General features: G+C 70.9%; 17 protein-coding genes and 1 pseudogene. 11 read left to right on the forward strand and 7 right to left on the reverse strand.

Going from position 1 to position 17,787, the window contains the following annotated elements:
- Window positions 1–328: 328 nt before the first annotated feature.
- Entirely contained in the window at window positions 329–1,693 is a 1,365-nt protein-coding gene (locus OG373_RS37805; RefSeq protein ID WP_405443313.1) for a glutamate decarboxylase, read from the forward strand.
- A 19-nt stretch (window positions 1,694–1,712) separates the two neighbouring features.
- On the opposite strand, the gene OG373_RS37810 is transcribed toward OG373_RS37805, so the two are convergent.
- A complete protein-coding gene (locus tag OG373_RS37810; RefSeq protein ID WP_405443314.1) occupies window positions 1,713–1,862 on the reverse strand; it encodes a hypothetical protein in 150 nt (49 codons plus the stop codon).
- A gap of 225 nt (window positions 1,863–2,087) precedes the next feature.
- Here OG373_RS37810 and OG373_RS37815 point away from each other — a divergent pair, with 225 nt between their 5' ends.
- The 4 genes and pseudogenes from OG373_RS37815 to OG373_RS37830 form a co-directional block, all read left to right on the forward strand.
- Window positions 2,088–2,732 (forward strand): GAP family protein, encoded by a 645-nt coding sequence (locus OG373_RS37815; RefSeq protein WP_405444344.1) that lies wholly within the window; start codon window positions 2,088–2,090, stop codon window positions 2,730–2,732.
- Window positions 2,733–3,456: 724 nt separating this feature from the next.
- Entirely contained in the window at window positions 3,457–3,591 is a 135-nt protein-coding gene (locus OG373_RS37820; RefSeq protein WP_405443315.1) for a hypothetical protein, read from the forward strand.
- On the forward strand, window positions 3,588–3,893 hold the full coding sequence (locus OG373_RS37825; protein WP_405443317.1) for a hypothetical protein: 306 nt from the start codon (window positions 3,588–3,590) through the stop codon (window positions 3,891–3,893). The genes OG373_RS37820 and OG373_RS37825 overlap by 4 nt, the downstream gene beginning before the upstream one ends.
- Before the next feature lie 263 nt (window positions 3,894–4,156).
- Window positions 4,157–4,642 (forward strand): annotated as a pseudogene (locus tag OG373_RS37830) (PP2C family protein-serine/threonine phosphatase); the annotation flags it as partial.
- 84 nt (window positions 4,643–4,726) lie between these two features.
- Here the strand turns inward: OG373_RS37830 and OG373_RS37835 are convergent.
- Complete coding sequence (locus OG373_RS37835; protein WP_405443319.1) at window positions 4,727–5,494, reverse strand: transposase; 768 nt, start codon at window positions 5,492–5,494, stop codon at window positions 4,727–4,729.
- Between the two features lie 65 nt (window positions 5,495–5,559).
- Window positions 5,560–6,183 carry a hypothetical protein gene (locus tag OG373_RS37840; protein ID WP_405443320.1) on the reverse strand — a complete coding sequence of 208 codons (624 nt, stop codon included), beginning with the start codon at window positions 6,181–6,183 and terminating at the stop codon, window positions 5,560–5,562.
- Window positions 6,184–6,931: 748 nt separating this feature from the next.
- Between OG373_RS37840 and OG373_RS37845 the strand changes: the two genes are divergently transcribed.
- The 6 genes from OG373_RS37845 (at window position 6,932) to OG373_RS37870 (ending at window position 12,941) form a co-directional block, all read left to right on the forward strand.
- Complete coding sequence (locus OG373_RS37845; RefSeq protein WP_405443322.1) at window positions 6,932–8,323, forward strand: MFS transporter; 1,392 nt, start codon at window positions 6,932–6,934, stop codon at window positions 8,321–8,323.
- 91 nt (window positions 8,324–8,414) lie between these two features.
- On the forward strand, window positions 8,415–10,403 hold the full coding sequence (locus OG373_RS37850; protein ID WP_405443324.1) for a helix-turn-helix domain-containing protein: 1,989 nt from the start codon (window positions 8,415–8,417) through the stop codon (window positions 10,401–10,403).
- 37 nt (window positions 10,404–10,440) lie between these two features.
- A complete protein-coding gene (locus OG373_RS37855) occupies window positions 10,441–11,184 on the forward strand; it encodes an SOS response-associated peptidase (RefSeq protein WP_405443325.1) in 744 nt (247 codons plus the stop codon).
- Window positions 11,185–11,320: 136 nt separating this feature from the next.
- Window positions 11,321–11,749, forward strand: coding sequence for a hypothetical protein (locus tag OG373_RS37860; RefSeq protein ID WP_405443326.1), 429 nt, complete (start codon window positions 11,321–11,323; stop codon window positions 11,747–11,749).
- Between the two features lie 23 nt (window positions 11,750–11,772).
- The gene (locus OG373_RS37865; RefSeq protein ID WP_405444346.1) at window positions 11,773–11,976 is read left to right on the forward strand and encodes a helix-turn-helix transcriptional regulator; all 204 of its coding nucleotides are present in this window, start codon (window positions 11,773–11,775) and stop codon (window positions 11,974–11,976) included.
- Complete coding sequence (locus OG373_RS37870; protein ID WP_405443327.1) at window positions 11,973–12,941, forward strand: NAD(P)-dependent alcohol dehydrogenase; 969 nt, start codon at window positions 11,973–11,975, stop codon at window positions 12,939–12,941. Before OG373_RS37865 ends, OG373_RS37870 begins: the two co-directional genes overlap by 4 nt.
- On the opposite strand, the gene OG373_RS37875 is transcribed toward OG373_RS37870, so the two are convergent.
- From OG373_RS37875 to OG373_RS37890, 4 genes are all read right to left on the reverse strand, one after another.
- Window positions 12,936–13,823, reverse strand: a complete 888-nt coding sequence (locus OG373_RS37875) for an endonuclease/exonuclease/phosphatase family protein (RefSeq protein ID WP_405444347.1) — start codon at window positions 13,821–13,823, stop codon at window positions 12,936–12,938. The genes OG373_RS37870 and OG373_RS37875 overlap by 6 nt on opposite strands.
- A 240-nt stretch (window positions 13,824–14,063) precedes the next feature.
- Entirely contained in the window at window positions 14,064–14,690 is a 627-nt protein-coding gene (locus OG373_RS37880; protein ID WP_405443328.1) for a hypothetical protein, read from the reverse strand.
- A gap of 116 nt (window positions 14,691–14,806) precedes the next feature.
- Complete coding sequence (locus OG373_RS37885) at window positions 14,807–16,882, reverse strand: RICIN domain-containing protein (protein ID WP_405443329.1); 2,076 nt, start codon at window positions 16,880–16,882, stop codon at window positions 14,807–14,809.
- A 589-nt stretch (window positions 16,883–17,471) separates the two neighbouring features.
- Window positions 17,472–17,780: a hypothetical protein gene (locus OG373_RS37890; RefSeq protein ID WP_405443331.1), complete on the reverse strand. Its 309-nt coding sequence runs from the start codon at window positions 17,778–17,780 to the stop codon at window positions 17,472–17,474.
- Window positions 17,781–17,787 lie beyond the last annotated feature (7 nt).

Below are 17,787 nucleotides of genomic sequence, written 5' to 3' on the forward strand. Positions count from 1 at the left end.
GACAGGACATCCGATATCGTCGCTGCGTTTGCCAAGGCGACCATCGGCGTCATCACTCGATCCGGATGGCGCGGCCAGTACGTGGATGCGGCGTTCTCGGACGCGACCTACCTCAGGTGCCAACGCCGGGACCCCGTGATCGAGGACAGCGGCATGGTTCAGCGGCTGGTGGCCACGGTGGCCCAGCTGCCACGCCCAGCCGACATAGCAGACCCCTGCGGAGCACCGAAATATGATGGCCGCAGTCTTATTCCTGATCGGTCCTTCGGTGTTCTGCCCCGGCGCGTCCTTTGCCGAGGCAGGCTCGGGGACTGTTTAAATCGTCGGCATGACCAAGCCAGACCTCGCGGCCCTGTTCGGCAACCAATTCCTGACCGCGCCAGCTCCCTCGGAGACCTTCCCCGAGGAAGGCATGGCCGCCACCGATGCGATGAGGCTCGTGGATGTGGATCTCGCGATGGAGGGCGACCCGCAGCGCAACCTCGCCACGTTCGTCACCACGTGGATGGAGCCGGAGGCCCAACGGCTCATCGCCGAGAACCTCCACCGCAATTTCATCGACCATGCGGAGTACCCCATTTCCGCCGACATCGAGCAGCGCTGTGTGCGCATGCTCGCAGACCTGTTCCATGCGCCGGGCAGGACGACCGGATGTCGGACCCAGGGCTCATCCGAGGCGATCATGCTCGGGGCGCTGTCGTTGAAGTGGAAGTGGCGCGAGCGCCGCCAGGCAGCCGGCCTGTCGATCGACCGGCCCAACCTGATTTTCGGGGGTGACGTCCATGTCGTGTGGGAGAAGTTCTGCCGCTACTTCGACGTCGAGCCGCGGATCGTGCCGCTCGCCGAGGACAAGTACACGATCGGCCCGGAGGACGTGGAGCCCCACCTCGACGAGAACACGATCGGCGTCGTCGCCGTTCTCGGCACCACGTTCACCGGCCACAAGGACGATGTCGTCGGGATCGACAAGCTCCTGCGGGACGTTCGCAAGAAGCGGGACCTCGACATTCCCATCCATGTCGACGGCGCCAGCGGCGCATTCGTGTGGCCCTTCCTCTACCCGGAGTCGAAATGGGACTTCCGGCTCGAGCAGGTCCGTTCGATCAACGTCTCGGGACACAAATACGGACTGGTCTACCCCGGCATCGGATGGCTGGTCTTCCGCGAGGAGGCCGATCTCGCCAAGGACCTCGTGTTCTACGAGAACTACTTGGGCAAGACCGACGCGACGTTCACGCTGAACTTCTCCACCGGTGCGTCGATGGTGCTCGCGCAGTACTACAACTTCGTGCGGCTCGGTCGCCAGGGCTACACCTACGTCATGCAAATCATGCAGGAGAACGCCCGCACGTTGGCGGAGAACCTGCGGAGCAGCGGCCGCTTCGAGGTGATCGGGAGCGACCTCGAGCAGCTGCCGCTGGTCGCCTTCCGCCTGGCCGGCAAGCACGCGTACGACGAGTCCGACATCGCCTGGCAGCTCTCGGCCGAGCGGGGCTGGATGGTGCCGGCGTACACCCTCCCGCCCAACGCCGAGCGGGTGAAGATCCTGCGCGCCCTGGTCAAGGCGACTCTGAGCCGTGAGCAGGTCGATCGCCTGACCCAGGACATCGCCGACGCCTGTCGCACGCTGGACGACAAGGGTGCGACCCACGGAATCGAGCGGGCCCAGGTCAAGCGCGGCACCGGCTACTGATGCCCCCAACCGGCGCCCCTCAGGTACCGCTGCCGCAGGAGCGGCGTTTCCACTTCTGCCGGGCCAGGCCGTTGAACAGGGCGTTCACGGGTGGTCGATGGCCCAGCGGTGACACGATGTCGTGCCGGGTGATGGCCATGACGTGGTAGAGGTCGGCCTGCCAAGGCAATTCAGGCGCTCTGGCAGTTCTCCGTCCGCCCGGCGGTGCCGACCGTGAAACCCGTCCGCTGAGGAAGTCCCACAGCCGGTCTTCGGGCATGTGGCCATGCGCATCGCGGCAGCGTCTTGCCCTGGCCGGTTCGGTGCGGTCGCCGTGCGTTGGGCCGACCCTGCTCACCCGCCTCTCCCGTCCAAAGGCGGCAGACGGCCTTCACCTCCGGGAGTGACTGCGCTGATGATCCTCGACCTGGTCGTGATCGGTACGGCCATCACCCTAGGACCCCTGCACAACAGCGCCTTCATCCTGCTGCTCTCCTCGCGGCGTGGTGTCCGCAAGGGCCTGGTGTTCCTGTTGTCGTGGCTTGCCAACCTGGTTGTGGTGATCGCGTGCGTGCTGCTGCTGACCGGCGGTGAGCCCCCGGCCCGCCACAGCGCGCCGTCGACCGCCGCGGCGTGTGTGAAACTCGCCATCGGCCTGGGGCTGGTGCTGTACGGCGCACATCGGCGCCGCCGGCCGCCCCGCCCGCACGTCCCGCCTCGCTGGACCGCCCGGGTGGACGGCGCCTCGCTGGCCACGGCCGCCGGGCTGGCCTGGCTGCTGCAGCCATGGGCGATGGTCGGTGCCGGCGCCGCGACGGTCGTCGCCGCGAACCTCTCCTCCCTCGCCGACTGGCTCGCCCTGATCGGCTACTGCCTGCTCGCCACGCTCAGCCTCATCATCATGGAGATGTACACGGTCTGGGCACCCGCGGTCGCGAATGCCAGGCTGAACGCCCTGCGGACCTGGCTTGAGCAGCACCAGGACCAACTGATCGTCACGCTCTCCCTGATCGTCGGTCTATGGCTGACAGCAGGGGGCATCTACGAGCTGGTCGCCTGACAGCGCGTGTGGCTGCTTCGCCTCTGCCGGCCGGTTGCGGGACTGCAGCGGTCTGCGCCTGGGCAGCCAGCTCGGCGCGTATGCCGCCGGGAACTCCTTCCTCGACTCCATCGCCGCCCCCCCCTGCCCGAAACCGTCGTCAACTGGGGCTACTGGACGGGTACCGGCCTCGCCTACCGGATGAGCGGCCACGACGTACGGCCCCGGGGGATGAGCGCGATCCGGCGCTGGGACGCCCCCGGCCTGTTCACGCGGATGCTGCGCGCCCAGGGGCGGATGCTGGCGATGCCTGCCGACTGGAGGAGTACGCGACGGCGGCACCGGCCGGCGCGGACGCTCCGCTCCTGCAGGAGCTCCTGGGCCGGCAGGACCGGCCCGCCCCACTGCGGGCAGAGGCGGGGCCTGCGAGCCGGGTTCCCGCCCCCGGCCGCACACACAGAGGCCCGTGCGGGCCGGAGCCGTGCGCCGGCGACTGCCCCGACGGGCGCGGCTGCGCTGCCGGGCGGGACTTCGCGCCCCGGCGAGACCCGCCCGTCGGACACGGCGTCCGAGCCCGCCCCGCACTCGGCTCGGACCCCTAGTCCTGGACGGCCGCCGCCGCCCCTGCTTCGCCCGGCGCCGCCCCTCGCTTCCCGGACCACCCCCCGCCGCCTCCCTGGAGGGCTGGCTCGTCGGGCAGGTCGACAGGATCCGGCCCCCCAACCGGCTCGGCGTCGAATCCCTCATGGCCGCCGAGCTCGGCACCCGGCTGCGCCGCGACTACGGGCACGACCTGACCGTGCCCGCCATCCTGAAGGCCCGAGCCCTGGGCCTGCGCGCTCTGGCCGCGGGGCTGGCCGTGAAGGGGAACCGTACATGAGCGGCACCACCCCCCACTCGGTCCTGCTTGACCGGAGCGACCGGAAGCCTGGGCGGCCACCTCGCCGCCGAGTTCCTCACCGCCACCCCTGCCTCCGTGCACTCCAGCACCTGACCTGGCACACGGTCGTCTACGCGCTCTTCAGCCTGACCGTCATCCGGCTGCTGCCCGTCGCACTCACCCTGGTCGGCAGCGGCCTGCGCCCCGCCTCGGTTGCCTACATCGGCTGGTTCGGTCGGCGTGGGCTCGCCTCCCTCGTGTTCGGCCTGCTCGCGAGGTCATCGCCGTGGCCGTGGAGCTGAGCATCATCCTCCACGGAGCCTGGGCTCCCTCCTGGGCAACTGCTACGGCACATGGTTCACCAGGACACTCCACGTCACACCGGACCTGCGGGAGAACGCACTTGCCCCACCACGACGCCCCACACTGATGGGTGGCTCTGCCGACAACCGCTGCGTCGCTGTCAGTACCAGTACGTCGCACCCCGTCGTCTCAACGGCTCGGCCGTCCCCCGCACTTCCGGACCGCTCCGCGGCGTGCCGTATACCGCGAGGGCATCGCGGGTGCAGCTCTGTCCGCCGCCTCCCGGGTGGCAGCCGGGCCCGCCCAGGCCCTTGAAGTGCTTGGCCTGTACGCCCGCCATGTCAACGGCGCGGAGTCCGCCACCGCCGTTTCGGTGTTCGTCGACTGGGCCGGCCACACCCTCACTTACAGCAGCGCCGGTCACCCGCCGCCCCTGCTCTGCCACCCGGACGGCACCGTGACGTTCCTCGCCCAGGTGACCGACCCCCCACTCGGAGCCCGCCCCGAACACGTACGCCGCCTCCAGAGCCGGACCGCCTTCACCGACGGATCCACTCTCGTGCTCTACACCGACGGACTTATCGAGCGCTGCCACGAGGACATCGACACCGGCCTCCAACGGCTCGCCGACTCGCTCACCCGCCACCGCACCGCCGACCCCGACCGGCTCGCCGACGCCCTCCTGACCGACCTGATCCCGCCCGTCGGCATCACCGACGACACCGCCCTGGTCATCCTCCGCCTCTGACCACGCAGCAGCCGACTAAGGGCTGTCCCGTAAGTGCTCTCTGAGCGGGGGCGGACGTGGCTGTTCGCTGCGCGGCCCGCTCGCCTATCCGGCGAGGGCGAGGTTGTGCAGGCGCGCGATGCCGCGCATGACGTGGTGGACGCCGTCACCTTTGAGTCGGCAGTCGCGGAGGATCTTCCAGGTCTTCATGCGGGCGAAGACGTGCTCGACGCGGTCCCGGACCTGCTTGTGGGATGTGTTGTGGGCTTCCTTCCAGTCGGGAAGGTCTTCGCCCTTGCGGCGGCGGTGGGGTATGACGAGTCCGGTGCCGGGATAGCCGCCGTCAGCGATCGTCGTGGTCTTGCCGACGGCAGCTTTGGCGCCGGATTCCTCCCACGCCTTGCAGTCGTTGCGGTTTCCGGGCAAGGGCCGGCCGACCAACACCACGAGCCGGGTGTCGGCGTCGATGACGACCTGGTGGTTCGTGGAGTACCTGTAATTCTTCGACTGCGCGGCGATGACGTGGTCGCGAGTGGGCACCAGGGTGCCGTCCACGATGAGCACGGCGTCCTTGGCGAACCGCTTGCGGGGCTGGAGCGCAAGCATCGGCCCGAGGTGGTCGATGATCCGGTGGGCTGCGGACTTCGAGACTCCGAACAACGGCGCGATCTGCCGCATCGTCAGGTTCGTCCGCCAGTAAACCGCGACCAGCAGCACCCTGTCCTCCAGCGGGAGGCTCCACGGCCGGCCCTTGCAGACCCCGTCCGCACCCTCGCGCCGCAGCACGGTCACCAGCTTGCCGAACTGGCGCGGGCTCAGCCCGGTGAACGGAGCTATCCAGGAAGGCTCCGACGCCGCAATCACACCAGCCATACCAAGATCGTCCCACTGGGTGACCAGCGGCTTCGGCCCGTCCTTTAGCTGCCGCTCAGCGGCGATTAGCTGCCGCTCAGCGGCGATCCCCATGTGGGATCGTGGCGCGATCTTCTCGTCAGGTGGGTAAGCAGATGCTCCGCCGTACTGAAGACGGTGTCTTGCGGCGCTCCAGCCGAAGACAGGGCGGCGCTAAGCCTTGCCGGCGCCGACTCTGGCAGGTCCGAGTCGGTAAGGAGGGGAAGGACCAGCAGGAGGCGGGCGCCCGTGTCCTCGACACCTTCGGCCGCGGGGGACGGGCTGTCGGCGAGGCGGACCAGTTCATGCCACGTCAGCCCGGGCCCCGAAAGGTCTCCTTCCCAGCTCGCAACCTGCTGGGCGGAGCTCCGGCCTGGATGAGTGAGGAGGCAGTCGATGCCATAGTCGCCGACCAGGTTGCGGTAGATCACCACAGCTCCGGGACCGTCCTCAGCCGGTACCCGGAACACCGGCCAGCGTTCGGGATCGAAGAGGACCTCGGACAAGGCGTCGGTATCGGCACCGTCATCGCCGAACCACTCCGGAACGGGACACGCAGCACTCGACCCATCGCCGCACATCGCCATGAGGTAGTTCGACCAGAAGCCCGGGCGGGCCAGTAGTGACTCGCCCGCAACCAGCGGGCCGTCGTCGTATCCCTTGATCAGCACACCCGGATCCTGTCACCAGCCACTGACACGGTTCGATCCGGCATCGGTGCAGAGGCGCCGCCCAGTTACGGGACAGCCCTTAGCAGGGGAGGTGGTGCAGTCCTGCTTGGTCCGGTGAGCAGGTGGCCGAGGTCGCCTGTCCACAGCAGTTGTCCCTTAGTAGGGACAACGCCGGCGCGCTGACAGCGACACGCCCGCCTCAGCAGCTGCGGCAGATCTGCGAGGCCGTCCTGTCGCGGGCGTTCTCTGCCGCGCCGAGTACAGCCGCCCGCTCTTGAGGGCAAGGCCGCCATGTCCCCGGTACTCAGGTGACTGTCTTGCTCGGGCCGGACGCGCCTGAGGGCTGAGGCTTGTTCAGGGAGCAGGCCTTTGAGGCAAGAGCGGGTCCCGCGGTTCCCCGTCACCGATTTGCGCCCCTCGACCCCAGATGGGCCGTACTCAACGCTCCGTAGTCAGCACCGAACCAGCACGGGATCGGTGATGAGGGGTGCTGACAAGGGGTTTCAGGTCGGCACCGAACCAGCACGGGAACCAGTACCGCATGTCCATATCGGGTCCAACTCTGCAATTCAGGCAGGGTCTGTTGCCCCTCTGTGGAGGATGCCCGGGGGCTTCGCCTCCGGGGTGTGGTCGCGCGTTACATAGATGGGTGCCTGATTGTGATGCTCGGCCACATATCCCGCTGACCAGCGGACTTCTACGTTGTGGCGACACGGATCGTCCCCGCAGACCCCCGGAAGTGGTGTCCATGACCTCCCCCGCAACGGCCGCACCGGCCCCGTCCGGCATCCGGAGAATCGTCGCCGCCAGTCTGATCGGCACCACCGTCGAGTGGTACGACTTCTTCCTCTACGGGTCGGCCGCCGCGCTCGTCTTCAACGAGCTGTTCTTTCCCGGCAGCGAGCCCCTGGTCGGCACCCTCCTCGCCTTCCTCACCTACGCGATCGGCTTCGCCGCCCGTCCGCTGGGCGGACTGCTCTTCGGGCACTACGGGGACAGGATCGGCCGCAAGAAGCTCCTCGTCCTCAGCCTGCTCCTCATGGGCGGCGCCACCTTCGCCATGGGGCTGCTGCCCACCCACGCGAGCATCGGCGTCGGAGCCCCGATTCTGCTCACCCTCCTGCGGCTGATCCAGGGGTTCGCGCTCGGTGGTGAATGGGGCGGGGCGGTGCTGCTCGTCTCCGAGCACGGGGACGACCGGAGCCGCGGGTTCTGGGCCTCCTGGCCACAGGCCGGGGCGCCCGGAGGCAATCTGCTGGCCACCGGGGTACTCGCCCTGCTCGCCGCCGTCCAGTCCGACACGGCCTTCCTGGCCTGGGGTTGGCGGATCCCGTTCCTGCTCTCCGGCGTACTGGTCGTGATCGGCCTGTGGATCCGGGTGTCGGTCTCGGAGTCCCCGGTCTTCCTCCAGGCGCAGGCCAGGGCCGCGGAACGGGCTGCCGCCGGGGTGAGGGCCAAGCCGCCCGTCGCCGAGGTGTTCCGGACGAACTGGCGCGGAGTCCTGACCGCCATCGGCACCCGCCTCGGCGAGAACATCTCGTACTACGTCATCACCGCCTTCCTCCTCGTCTACGTCACCAGCCACCTCGGGCTGCCCAAGAGCGACGGCCTGAACGCCGTACTCATCGGCTCCGCCGTCCACTTCGTGGCCATACCGGCGTGGGGCGCGCTGTCCGACCGCGTCGGCCGCCGCGCCGTCACCCTCATCGGCTCGGTGGGCATGATCGGCTGGGCGTTCGCGTTCTTCGCGATGCTGGACTCCAAGTCCTTCCCGGTGATCGCCGCCGCCGTGACCGTCGGGCTGCTCCTGCACGGCGCCATGTACGGACCGCAGGCGGCCTTCATCTCCGAGATGTTCGACACCGAGGTCCGCTACTCCGGCGCCTCGATGGGCTCCCAGCTGGCCTCCATCATCGGCGGGGCACTCGCCCCGATCATCGCCGTGGCCCTGCTGCGCGACTACGACTCGTCCCTGCCCATCTCGGTCTACCTCGCCGCGGCGGCCGCGGTCACCACGCTGACCGTCCTGGTGGCGAAGGAGACCCGCGGGCGTAGCCTGACCCGGGAACACGCCCCGGCGCAGACCACGGTTCCCGCCGCCCGCCGGGCCGGTCACGACCCGGTGTCCGCCGACAACTGACCTCCTTCCTGCCGGAGATTCCGGTCCGGGGCGGCGACGGTTCGACCGGCGCCGCCCCCTCGTCCGCGTCCAGCACCACGGAGAGCACCCGATGCCCACCACCGAAGACAGCGGGAACGCCGGCACCAGTGCGCTGCTCCGGATGCGCGACCTCCTGGACCTCCTGGACCGCGGCGCGCCCGCCGAGCAGTTCACCCCCTCCACGGCCGGGGCGACCGAGGCCGGGGAACTCTCCGACGCGGACGCGGCCGTGCTCGCGGACGCCACCCGCATCGCGCTCCGCATCCGCCGCACCCTGAGCCAGCACCGCCGCCGCGAGGCCGAACTCGCCGCGCTCTTCGACACCGCCGGCGACCTCGCCCGGCTCCGGGAGCCGGACGCCGTGCTGAAGGCGATCGTCCACCGGGCCAAGCTGCTCCTCGGCACGGACGTGACGTACCTGTCCCTCAACGACGAGGAGGCGGGCGACACGTACATGCGGGTGACGGACGGTTCGGTCTCCGCCGCGTTCCAGCAGGTGCGCCTGGGGCTGGGGGAGGGCCTCGGCGGGCTGGTCGCGGAGACCGCCCGCCCCTACTCCACCGGCGACTACCGCGACGACCGGCGCTTCCGGCACACCTCGAAGATCGACACCGCCGTCACGGAGGAGGGCCTGCGGGCCATCCTCGGCGTACCGCTGCGCGTGGGCACCCGGGTGATCGGCGTCCTGTACGCGGCGGACCGCACCGCCCGTACCTTCACGCCCGACGAGGTGGCCCTGCTGTCCTCCCTGGCCGACCACGCCGCCATCGCCATCGACGGCGCCCGCCTGCTGGACGAGACGCGTACCGCTCTCGTCGACCTCAACGAGGCATCGCGGACCATCGAGGCGCACAGTGAGGCCATGCGCCGGGCCGAGGACGCCCACGACCGCCTGACCGACCTGGTGCTGCGCGGCGGTGACGTCACCGATGTGGCCACCGCAATCGGCACCGTCCTGCAGGGGGGCACCCTCGTCCACGACGCCGAAGGCGCCGAACTCGCCAGGGTGGGCACCGACTCCGGGCCACCGGCCGCCGAGGCCGTCGCCGCGTCGCGGGCCGACGGACGCGCCGTCTCCGCGCACGGGATGTGGGTGTGCGCGGTCCTCGCCGGCCACGAACTGCTCGGCAGCATCGCCCTGACCGGCCGCGCCGACCTCGACGACGCCGACCGCCGCCTCTTCGAGCGCGCCAGCCTCGTCACCGCCCTGCTGCTGCTCCTGCGCCGCTCCGTCGCCGAGACCGAGGACCGGGTACGGGGCGAACTGCTGGGCGACCTCCTCACCCGGGCCGCCGACCCGGCGGGGCTGTCGGCGCGTGCCCTGCGGCTCGGCGTGAACCTGGGCCACCCGCACGCGGTGTTCGTCCTGCACACCGAAGCCGCGCCCCGGCCCCGGCTGCTGGCCGCCGCCGCCCGCCTCGCCCAGGCGCGCAAGGGGCTGGCCGGGCTGCACCACGAGGACGTCGTCCTCGTGTGCCCGGCCGAGGCGCCCGGCGAGGGACCCGGCCACGGCCCCGCGACCGGTACCGGTCCGGCCGCCGTGAGCCTCGCGGGCGAGCTCGGCCGGGCCCTCGCCGGTCCGGTCACCGTCGGAGCGGCCGGCCCGGTCACCGGCCCCGCCGAGTTCGCCGACGCCTACGCCGAGGCCCGCCGGTGCCGGACCGCACTGCGCGCCCTGGGCCGGGCAGGCACCGGGGCGGCCCTGCGCGACCTCGGCTTCCTCGGAGTACTGCTCGGCGACCAGACCGACCTGGGCGGCTACGTGCACCAGACCCTGGGACCGGTGCTGGCGTACGACGCGACGCGCGGCACCGACCTCACCCGTACCCTCCGGGCCTACTTCGACGAGGGCACCAGCCGGTCCCGGGCCGCGGAGACCCTCCACGTGCACGTGAACACCGTGGTGCAGCGCCTGGACCGGATAGGCAGCCTGCTCGGCCGTGACTGGCAGCGCCCCGAGCGGGCGCTGGAGCTCCAACTCGCGCTGCGGATCCACCGGGTCAACGGCCCCGACGACACCGCCGGCGGCGACCCAGGCCCGGGCGACTTCGCGGCGTAGCCGGCGGGAACCCGGTTCAGCTGGCAGGGTGGACGGCATGTGCGGCCGTTACGCTTCCACCCGCAGTCCCGAGGACCTGTCCGGCCTCTTCGAGGCCACGCCCCCGGATCCGGGGCACGTGCTGGAGCCGAGCTGGAACGTCGCTCCGACCGATGCGGTGTGGGCGGTACTGGAGCGCGCCGACCGGGAGAGCGGCGTACTGGAGCGGCAACTGCGCCCCCTGCGGTGGGGGCTGGTCCCTTCCTGGTCGAAGAGCCTCTCCGGCGGCGCGAAGATGATCAATGCGCGGGTGGAGACGGTCCACGAGAAGCCCGCCTACCGGCGCGCCTTCGCCAAGCGCCGGTGCCTGCTGCCCGCCGACGGGTTCTACGAGTGGCAGCCGGTCCCCGCCTCCGGCTCCGTGAAGGCGTACAAGCAGCCGTACTTCATCCGCCCCGAGGACGGCGAGGTGATGGCTATGGCCGGGCTGTACGAGTTCTGGCGCGACCCCGCCGTCACGGACGACGACGATCCGGCGGCCTGGTGGGCGACCTGCACCATCATCACCACCGAGGCCACGGACGCGGCCGGCCGCGTCCACCCCCGGATGCCGCTGGCCCTCGCTCCGGCCGACTACGAGGCCTGGCTCGACCCGTCGCACCAGGACCCGGACCGCCTGCGGGCCCTGCTCGCCGCTCCCGCGGGCGGCCGGCTGGACGTCCGTGCCGTGTCGACCGCGGTCAACAACGTGCGCAACAACGGCCCCGAACTCCTCGACGAGCCCAGCGCCCCGGGGCGCTGAGGCGCACCCGGGGACGATCCGCCCTCCTCGGCCGGCCCGCGCCCTGCCCGCGCGTGGCGAGGTAAAGAAATATTGACATCGTGTCCTGGATCTTTGACACTGGTGATGTCGGGTTTTCTTTACATCGGGAGTGGCAGTGGCAGTCGAGGAGAAACGCGCGTGGATCATGATCGTGGTCACGGTCCTCGCGTACGGGGCGTATCTGACCGTCGTTCTCGGACGCTCCGGGAGCGGGCCCCTGGCCGAGCAGCCGTACGCCGCCGCACTCCTGTGGTCGGTCGGCGCGGCGATCGTCGCCTCGATCGCGCTCCACATCATCGTGTCGCTGATCTCGCCCGAGGACGGCAAGGTCAAGGACCAGCGCGACCGGGAGATCCACCGGTTCGGTGAGCACATCGGCCAGTCGTTCGTCGCGATCGGCGCCGTGGCCGGGATGCTCCTGGCGATGGCCGAGGCGGACCAGTTCTGGATCGCCAACGTGATCTACCTGGGGTTCGTCCTGTCGGCGCTGCTCGCCTCCATGGCGAAGATCGCCTCCTACCGGCTGGGCTTCCACCCGTGGTGAGGCCCACCCGGGTCACCAACAGCATCCGGGCCCTGCGCTTCGCCAACGGAGAGATGACCCAGGCCGAGCTCGCCCGCCGGATCGGAGTGACCCGGCAGACGGTGATCGCCATCGAACAGAGCCGCTACTCGCCCTCCCTGGAGAAGGCCTTCGAGATCGCCCGCGTGTTCCAGGTACCGCTCGACTCCGTGTTCCAGTACACCGTCACCGAGGGAGACGACTCATGAAAGCCATGGTCCAGGACAGATACGGACCGCCCGCGGTCCTGCGGCTCGAAGAGGTGGAGCGGCCGGAGCCGGGCCGCGGCGAGGTCCTCGTACGGGTGCGCGCGGCCGGCGTCGACCAGGGTGTCTGGCACCTCATGGCGGGCCTGCCCTACGCGGTCCGAGCCGTGTCGGGCCTGCGGACACCCAGGACGCGCGTCCGCGGCATGGATGTCGCGGGGGTGGTGGAAGCCGTCGGCCCGGACGTCACCCGCTTCCGGCCGGGCGACGAGGTGTACGGCAACTGCTCCGGCTCGTTCGCCGAGTACGCCGTCGCCAAGGAGGGCACGCTCGCTCCCAAGCCGGCCGGCCTCGACTTCGAACAGGCCGCGGCCGTACCCGTCTCCGGGTGCACCGCCCTGGGCGCCGTGCGCGACAGCGGACGCGTCGAAGCGGGCCGGAGCGTCCTCGTCCTCGGCGCCTCGGGCGGCGTGGGCAGCTTCGCCGTACAGGTGGCCAAGGCCTACGGAGCCCACGTCACCGGAGTGTGCAGTACCGCCAAGACCGACCTGGTCCGCTCCCTCGGCGCCGACGAGGTCCTCGACTACACGCACCAGGACCCCGTCGACGGCAGCCGCCGCTACGACGTCATCCTGGACATCGCGGGCAACCGCCCCATAGCCCGGCTGCGTCGCGCCCTCACTCCGCGCGGCACCCTCGCCATCGTCGGCGGGGAGGGCGGCGGCAAGTGGATCGGCGGCAACGAGCGACAGCTGGGCGCGATGCTGCTGTCGCCCTTCGTCGGGCACCGGCTCCGCGCGCACGGCACCCTGGTGCGCAGTCGCGACCTCGAAGCCCTCACGGAACTCATCGAGGCGGGTGCGGTGACCCCCGCCGTCGACCGGATCTACCCGCTCGCCGAGGTACCCGATGCCATCCGCCGGCTGCGGGACGGCCAGGTGCGGGGCAAGCTCGTCATCCGGCTATGAGGCATCGAACCTGATGCGGGCGGCGACCGGCAGGTGATCGCTGCCGGTGGCGGGCAGCGTCCACACCTCGGCGGCGGTCGCCGAGCGGGTCAGGACCTGGTCGATCCGGGCCACCGGAAAGACTGCGGGCCAGCTCAGGGCGAACCCCCGCAGGGGCGCGCTCAACCGGGAGGTCAGCGGGGCGAGACCCCGGTCGTCCACCGTGCTGTTGAGGTCGCCCAGCAGGACCACCCGCTCCACCTTCTCGGCGGCGACGGCCGCGCCCAGCAGCCGCGCGCTCTCGTCCCGCGGGCCCGAGCCGAAACCGGTCGACCGGAAGCGGACCGAGGGCAGGTGCGCCACGTACACCGCGATCTCGCCCCGGGGCGTGCGCACACCGCAGCGCAGGCCACGGTTCCAGCCCTCCCCGATGCCCGCGGGCCTGATGTCCACGCGGCGGACGTCGGTGAGCGGATGCCTCGACCAGAGTCCGACCGTGCCCTCGACCGCGTGGTACGGGTACTCGGGGGCCAGCGCCGCCTCGTAGGCCGGCAGGGCGGCGGGCGTCAGTTCCTCCAGCGCGACGAGGTCCGGCGCGGACCCGATCAGGGCGCGCGCGGTGCCCGCGGGGTCGGGGTTCTCGTCACTCACGTTGTGCTGGACGGCCGTGATGTCGTGCGCGCCGCGGTCCGCGGGCAGCAGCAGACCGCCGAAGAGAACGGCCCAGGCGGCGGCGGGCAGCAGCACGGCCACCAGCGCGCTGACCGAGCGGCGCACCAGCGCCGCGACGAGCAGGACCGGGACCGCGAGGCCCAGCCAGGGCAGGAACGCCTCCAGCAGACTGCCCGGGCGGCCCACGGCGTTGGGGACCGAGGAATGGAACACCAGCAGGGCGGCCGTCAGTACGGCGAGCGCCGCGGGAACGCGTCCACGGGTCCGGGCCGTACGGCCCCGCGCGTCCGTGCCCCAGCGCCACCGGGCGGTGCGCCGCGCACCGCTCCCCGCCACGTCCACCACCGGTGCCCCGCCCGTCCGCCGCAGCCCGTCTGCCGCCCTCGCGTCCCCTACGACGCATGATCGGGCGGCCGGGTTCCCGCCGGGGCCCGTGTGGAAGAGTGATCGTCCGGGTCCGGAAGGGACGGCCTAGCCGAGCCGGTCCAGCCGCACGCGTCGGCGGCGGCGGAGCAGGAGACCCACGGCCGCACCGGCCACGGCCGTCACCGCGACACCCGCGGTCGTCCACCAGACGGCGTACCCCTGGGTGTCGGCGGCCGGGTCCGGTGCCTGCGCCGAGGACGCGGCCGATGCCGAAGCGGGAGAGGCCGACGCCTGAGCCGACGGCGGCGCGGCGGACGGCGTGACGGGAGACGTCACGGAGGCGACCGGAGCCGGGTCCACCACGGGTACGGCCACTTCGAGTTCGCCGTGCCCCAGGGCCGGGAAGCCCACGTCGACGCCGACCTTCCACGAACCCGGCGGCAGCGTCTCGGCCGTGGTCCAGCCCGCGGGCGCCGCGGCAGGGTCGCGGACCAGGCGCCACGGGCCCATGGTGCGGGTGCCGTCGACACTGACCGCGTTCACGGTCGCGGCGACGGCCTCGTCGACGGCGTCCCCGTCGTTCTCCCAGGTGACATCGGCGGTGACGTGGCCGTCCCGCTGCCCGGTCACCACCACCTTCACGGTGTCTCCGTGGGCGTGGGCCGCGGCGGGGAGCAGGAACATGAGGCCGAGGGTGGCCAGGGCGGCCGAGAAAACGATTCGTATGCGCATCGTCGGGGTGCTCCGGTCAAGATGAGGGGTGCCGGCGGACGGCCGCGCTGGGCGACCGTCCGCCGGGGTGGTTTCACGCCGTCAGGGCGTCAGGTGGTGCTGCGCCGTGGCAGTGATCAGCCGGACTTCTGCAGGGTCCAGGCCTGCGTCGCACGGCCGTCCGCACGCTGGAGGTCCAGCAGCCAGTACCCGTAGTAGGGGCGGCTGCTCACGGTGAGGGCGAAGCCGCCACTGGCGTCCGTCACGGTCACCGCGCCGCCGCGCGAGGTCAGCTTCCAGGCCTGCGCCTTGTTGCCGTTGCCGCAGGGCTGCTGGGAGACCCACATGCCCGCGGCGGGGGTGCCGCCCGGCTGGAGGCACTTGCCGGTGGCCACGGACTTGATGCGAACCTGGCCGCTGCCCGCGTCGTCGAAGTACCACTGCTGCTGGGCGTAGCCGTTGGTGCGGCCACCGACGAGCACGGTGCCGTCGGCGGTGCGGCCGCCCCAGACCTCGGCGGCCATGCCGGTGCTGCCGTTGCCGAGCACGTAGCGGGTGCCCGGGGTGGTCGCGCCGCCGCCCGCGCCCGTCGTACGGAAGGACGCGGCCTTGCCGGGTCCGGTGTCACGGCCGGAGCTGTCGCGGACCGAGACGGTGACCTTGTAGGCGGTGTTGGGCTGCAGGTTGTAGATGCGGAGCACCTGGGACTGGACCCACGTCAGGTGCTTGCCGTTGAGCTGCACCGCGTACCAGGTGGCACCGTCGACCTTGGGCCAGCTCACGACGACGGAGTCGGCCTGGATCTGGGCCGCCGTCACGGTCGGTCCGCCGGTGGGCTTCTTGGTCGGCGTCGGCGTGGGCTTCTTGGTGGGCGTCGGGGTCGGGTTGGGGTTCGGACCCGGGTCCGTGCCGCCGCCGCCCTTGCTCTTCATCAGGAACTGGTTGTCGGCGATGTTCCAGTGCGTGGCCAGGTAGCTGCCGGGCTTGGGACTCGTGTGGAAGTAGTCGTCGTGGTTGCAGTCCAGGATGTTCTCGGACGCCTGGTTGGTGCAGATGTTGCGCATCTGCGGGTAGTACGGGGTGTCCGAGTAGCACATCACGTCGTACTCGTCCGTGCAGTGCGCGCCACGGCTGGTGTTCGGGGCGCTGTTGTTGACGGCGCCCAGGTTGTGGCCGAGTTCGTGCGCGGCGGTGTGACCGCCCCAGCAGCCGGAGTCGGTGCGCCCGTAGGAGGGACCGAAGTTGCTCTGGTTGGCCTGGCCGGGCCGCTCGTCGCCCGCGAAGGTACCGATGCCGCAGTAGACCTGGGTGTCGGCGAAGATCATGTACTTGCGGTCGCGACGGTCGAGGCCCTTGCCGGCGAGCGCGTTGTTGGTCGCGCTGAACTCGGCCAGTGCCGAGGCCGGGAGCTCGATGTTGAGCACGGTCGGGGTGCAGTCGGCGGCCGTCACATAACGGATGTGACGTACTCCGCCGGTCTCCTTGGCGCTCGCCGAGTAGATGAGGTCGGCGTCGGCGGCCCACTTGCGGAACGAGGCGACGTACTCGGAGTATCGGTCCTTGCCCGGCGCGTGGACGTAGACGACCTGCACGCGGTTGCCGGTGCTGCCGTCGCCCTCGCACTGGACGGTCTGGCCCGCGGGGCCGGCGGCGACGTTCTGGCTGCCGGCCGCGGCCGCCGGTTCGGGCGCGGAGGCCTTGGCGGCCGAGGCGTCGGCCGCGGGCGCGTCCTGAGGACGCCCGCCGCCTTCCTTGCTGGCCGGGTCGGCGGCCGCGGGGCTGGCCGGATCGGCCGCCGGAGCCTTCTCCTTGACGGCGGGCTCGATGTCCTTCGTGATGTCGACGCCCTTGGGCGGGGCGTCGGGGCCGTGGGTGCACAGCCCGGCGGTGGTGCGGTAGACACCCACGCACTTGTCGCCCTTCGGCGCGGCCTCCAGCCCGTCGAAGATCAAGCCGCGCTCGGTCTCGTTGGAGGGCGCGGCCGCGATCGGCTCGGGCTCCTGGTCGCGCGCGGGTGCGGCGGCCGGTGCCTCGGCGGCGGCGGCCTGTACGGGCGCCGCCGCCTGGGCGCCGTCGCCGATTCCGGAATAGGCGATGCCTGCGGCTATCAGCCCCGCCGCTGCGGTGGCGGCGGTGACGAGTATCAACCGCCGGGGTTTGCGGCGGTGGTCGGCGGCGGCGGCGGTGGCAGGCCGTCTGCGACGTCCTGTCATGGGCACCTCAAATCGTTGTCGGAAGACTGGGTGCGCGGAAGCCTGCCAGACGAATGCGGAGGAGAATTCGGACAAACGGGGGCGTGGTTCGAGAAATCATTCCGTTACCTGTCGGCCTGATTTGACGAACAATCAACTTCCAATAAACAAAGGACAGTTACGCGCGTCGCCTGCGAATGGTCCAGTCCTTCGAGGGTGGGTTGTTATCAAATCGAGATATGAAGCGGAGGCTTGTTGACGGGAATTCAGTCAGGAATTCACCTAATTACTACCAGCCGAATTCCCTCCGTCACGACCTGTGAGGTGCGAGGGCCACGTATCGCCCCGACCGGGCGTCGAAGCCCGCGCGAGGTCCAGAAGTTCACCCGAGGGGCACGGAATGACCGCGCATCACGCACGGGTTCACCACAGGAGCGGCACGATCCCGGACCCGGTGCGGCTCGGCGCGACCGGGTTGCGCCGCCGGTCGCGACCGCATCCGTGCTCCTGGTCATGGCGCTGCCCCTTCGTCCTCGTGGATTCGTCCGCAAGGCACCCCGGGGCTTGGAGTTTTGACAAAGTGTGAGGTGGATCACCCCGAAGGCGTGTATCAGCCGTCGAGGACGCTCAGGTCGATGCGCGCCAGGCGTTCGGGGTCGGTGAGGATGTCCAGCGCGATGATCCTGCCGTCCCGGAAGGTGAACGCCATCACCGACAGCGCCCCCGGGATCCCGTTGACCGGTGCCGCGTGCGCCGCCTCGGCGTACCGGGCGAAGGTGATGGCCTGGGAAGCGACGTCGCCCGCACCGCGCCGGAGCAGCGAGGGGCGCAGCGCGCCGCCGTCGGACGGCGAACAGGTCGTGCAGTACGAAGGCCAGGCACTCGGCGGGGGAGAGCGACTTCCTTCTCGCTCACCCATGACATCC

This window comes from Streptomyces avidinii, from assembly GCF_045161815.1.
Lineage (GTDB): Bacteria > Actinomycetota > Actinomycetes > Streptomycetales > Streptomycetaceae > Streptomyces > Streptomyces avidinii.

Excerpts from the sequence above, each read along its gene's own strand:
- OG373_RS37805 (WP_405443313.1), top strand. The coding sequence starts at position 329 with ATGACCAAGCCAGACCTCGCGGCCCTGTTCGGCAACCAATTCCTGACC.
- OG373_RS37815 (WP_405444344.1), top strand. The coding sequence starts at position 2,088 with ATGATCCTCGACCTGGTCGTGATCGGTACGGCCATCACCCTAGGACCC.
- OG373_RS37820 (WP_405443315.1), top strand. The coding sequence starts at position 3,457 with ATGGCCGCCGAGCTCGGCACCCGGCTGCGCCGCGACTACGGGCACGAC.
- OG373_RS37825 (WP_405443317.1), top strand. The coding sequence starts at position 3,588 with ATGAGCGGCACCACCCCCCACTCGGTCCTGCTTGACCGGAGCGACCGG.
- OG373_RS37835 (WP_405443319.1), bottom strand. The coding sequence starts at position 5,494 with ATGGCTGGTGTGATTGCGGCGTCGGAGCCTTCCTGGATAGCTCCGTTC.
- OG373_RS37845 (WP_405443322.1), top strand. The coding sequence starts at position 6,932 with ATGACCTCCCCCGCAACGGCCGCACCGGCCCCGTCCGGCATCCGGAGA.
- OG373_RS37850 (WP_405443324.1), top strand. The coding sequence starts at position 8,415 with ATGCCCACCACCGAAGACAGCGGGAACGCCGGCACCAGTGCGCTGCTC.
- OG373_RS37855 (WP_405443325.1), top strand. The coding sequence starts at position 10,441 with ATGTGCGGCCGTTACGCTTCCACCCGCAGTCCCGAGGACCTGTCCGGC.
- OG373_RS37870 (WP_405443327.1), top strand. The coding sequence starts at position 11,973 with ATGAAAGCCATGGTCCAGGACAGATACGGACCGCCCGCGGTCCTGCGG.
- OG373_RS37880 (WP_405443328.1), bottom strand. The coding sequence starts at position 14,690 with ATGCGCATACGAATCGTTTTCTCGGCCGCCCTGGCCACCCTCGGCCTC.
- OG373_RS37885 (WP_405443329.1), bottom strand. The coding sequence starts at position 16,882 with ATGACAGGACGTCGCAGACGGCCTGCCACCGCCGCCGCCGCCGACCAC.
- OG373_RS37890 (WP_405443331.1), bottom strand. The coding sequence starts at position 17,780 with ATGGGTGAGCGAGAAGGAAGTCGCTCTCCCCCGCCGAGTGCCTGGCCT.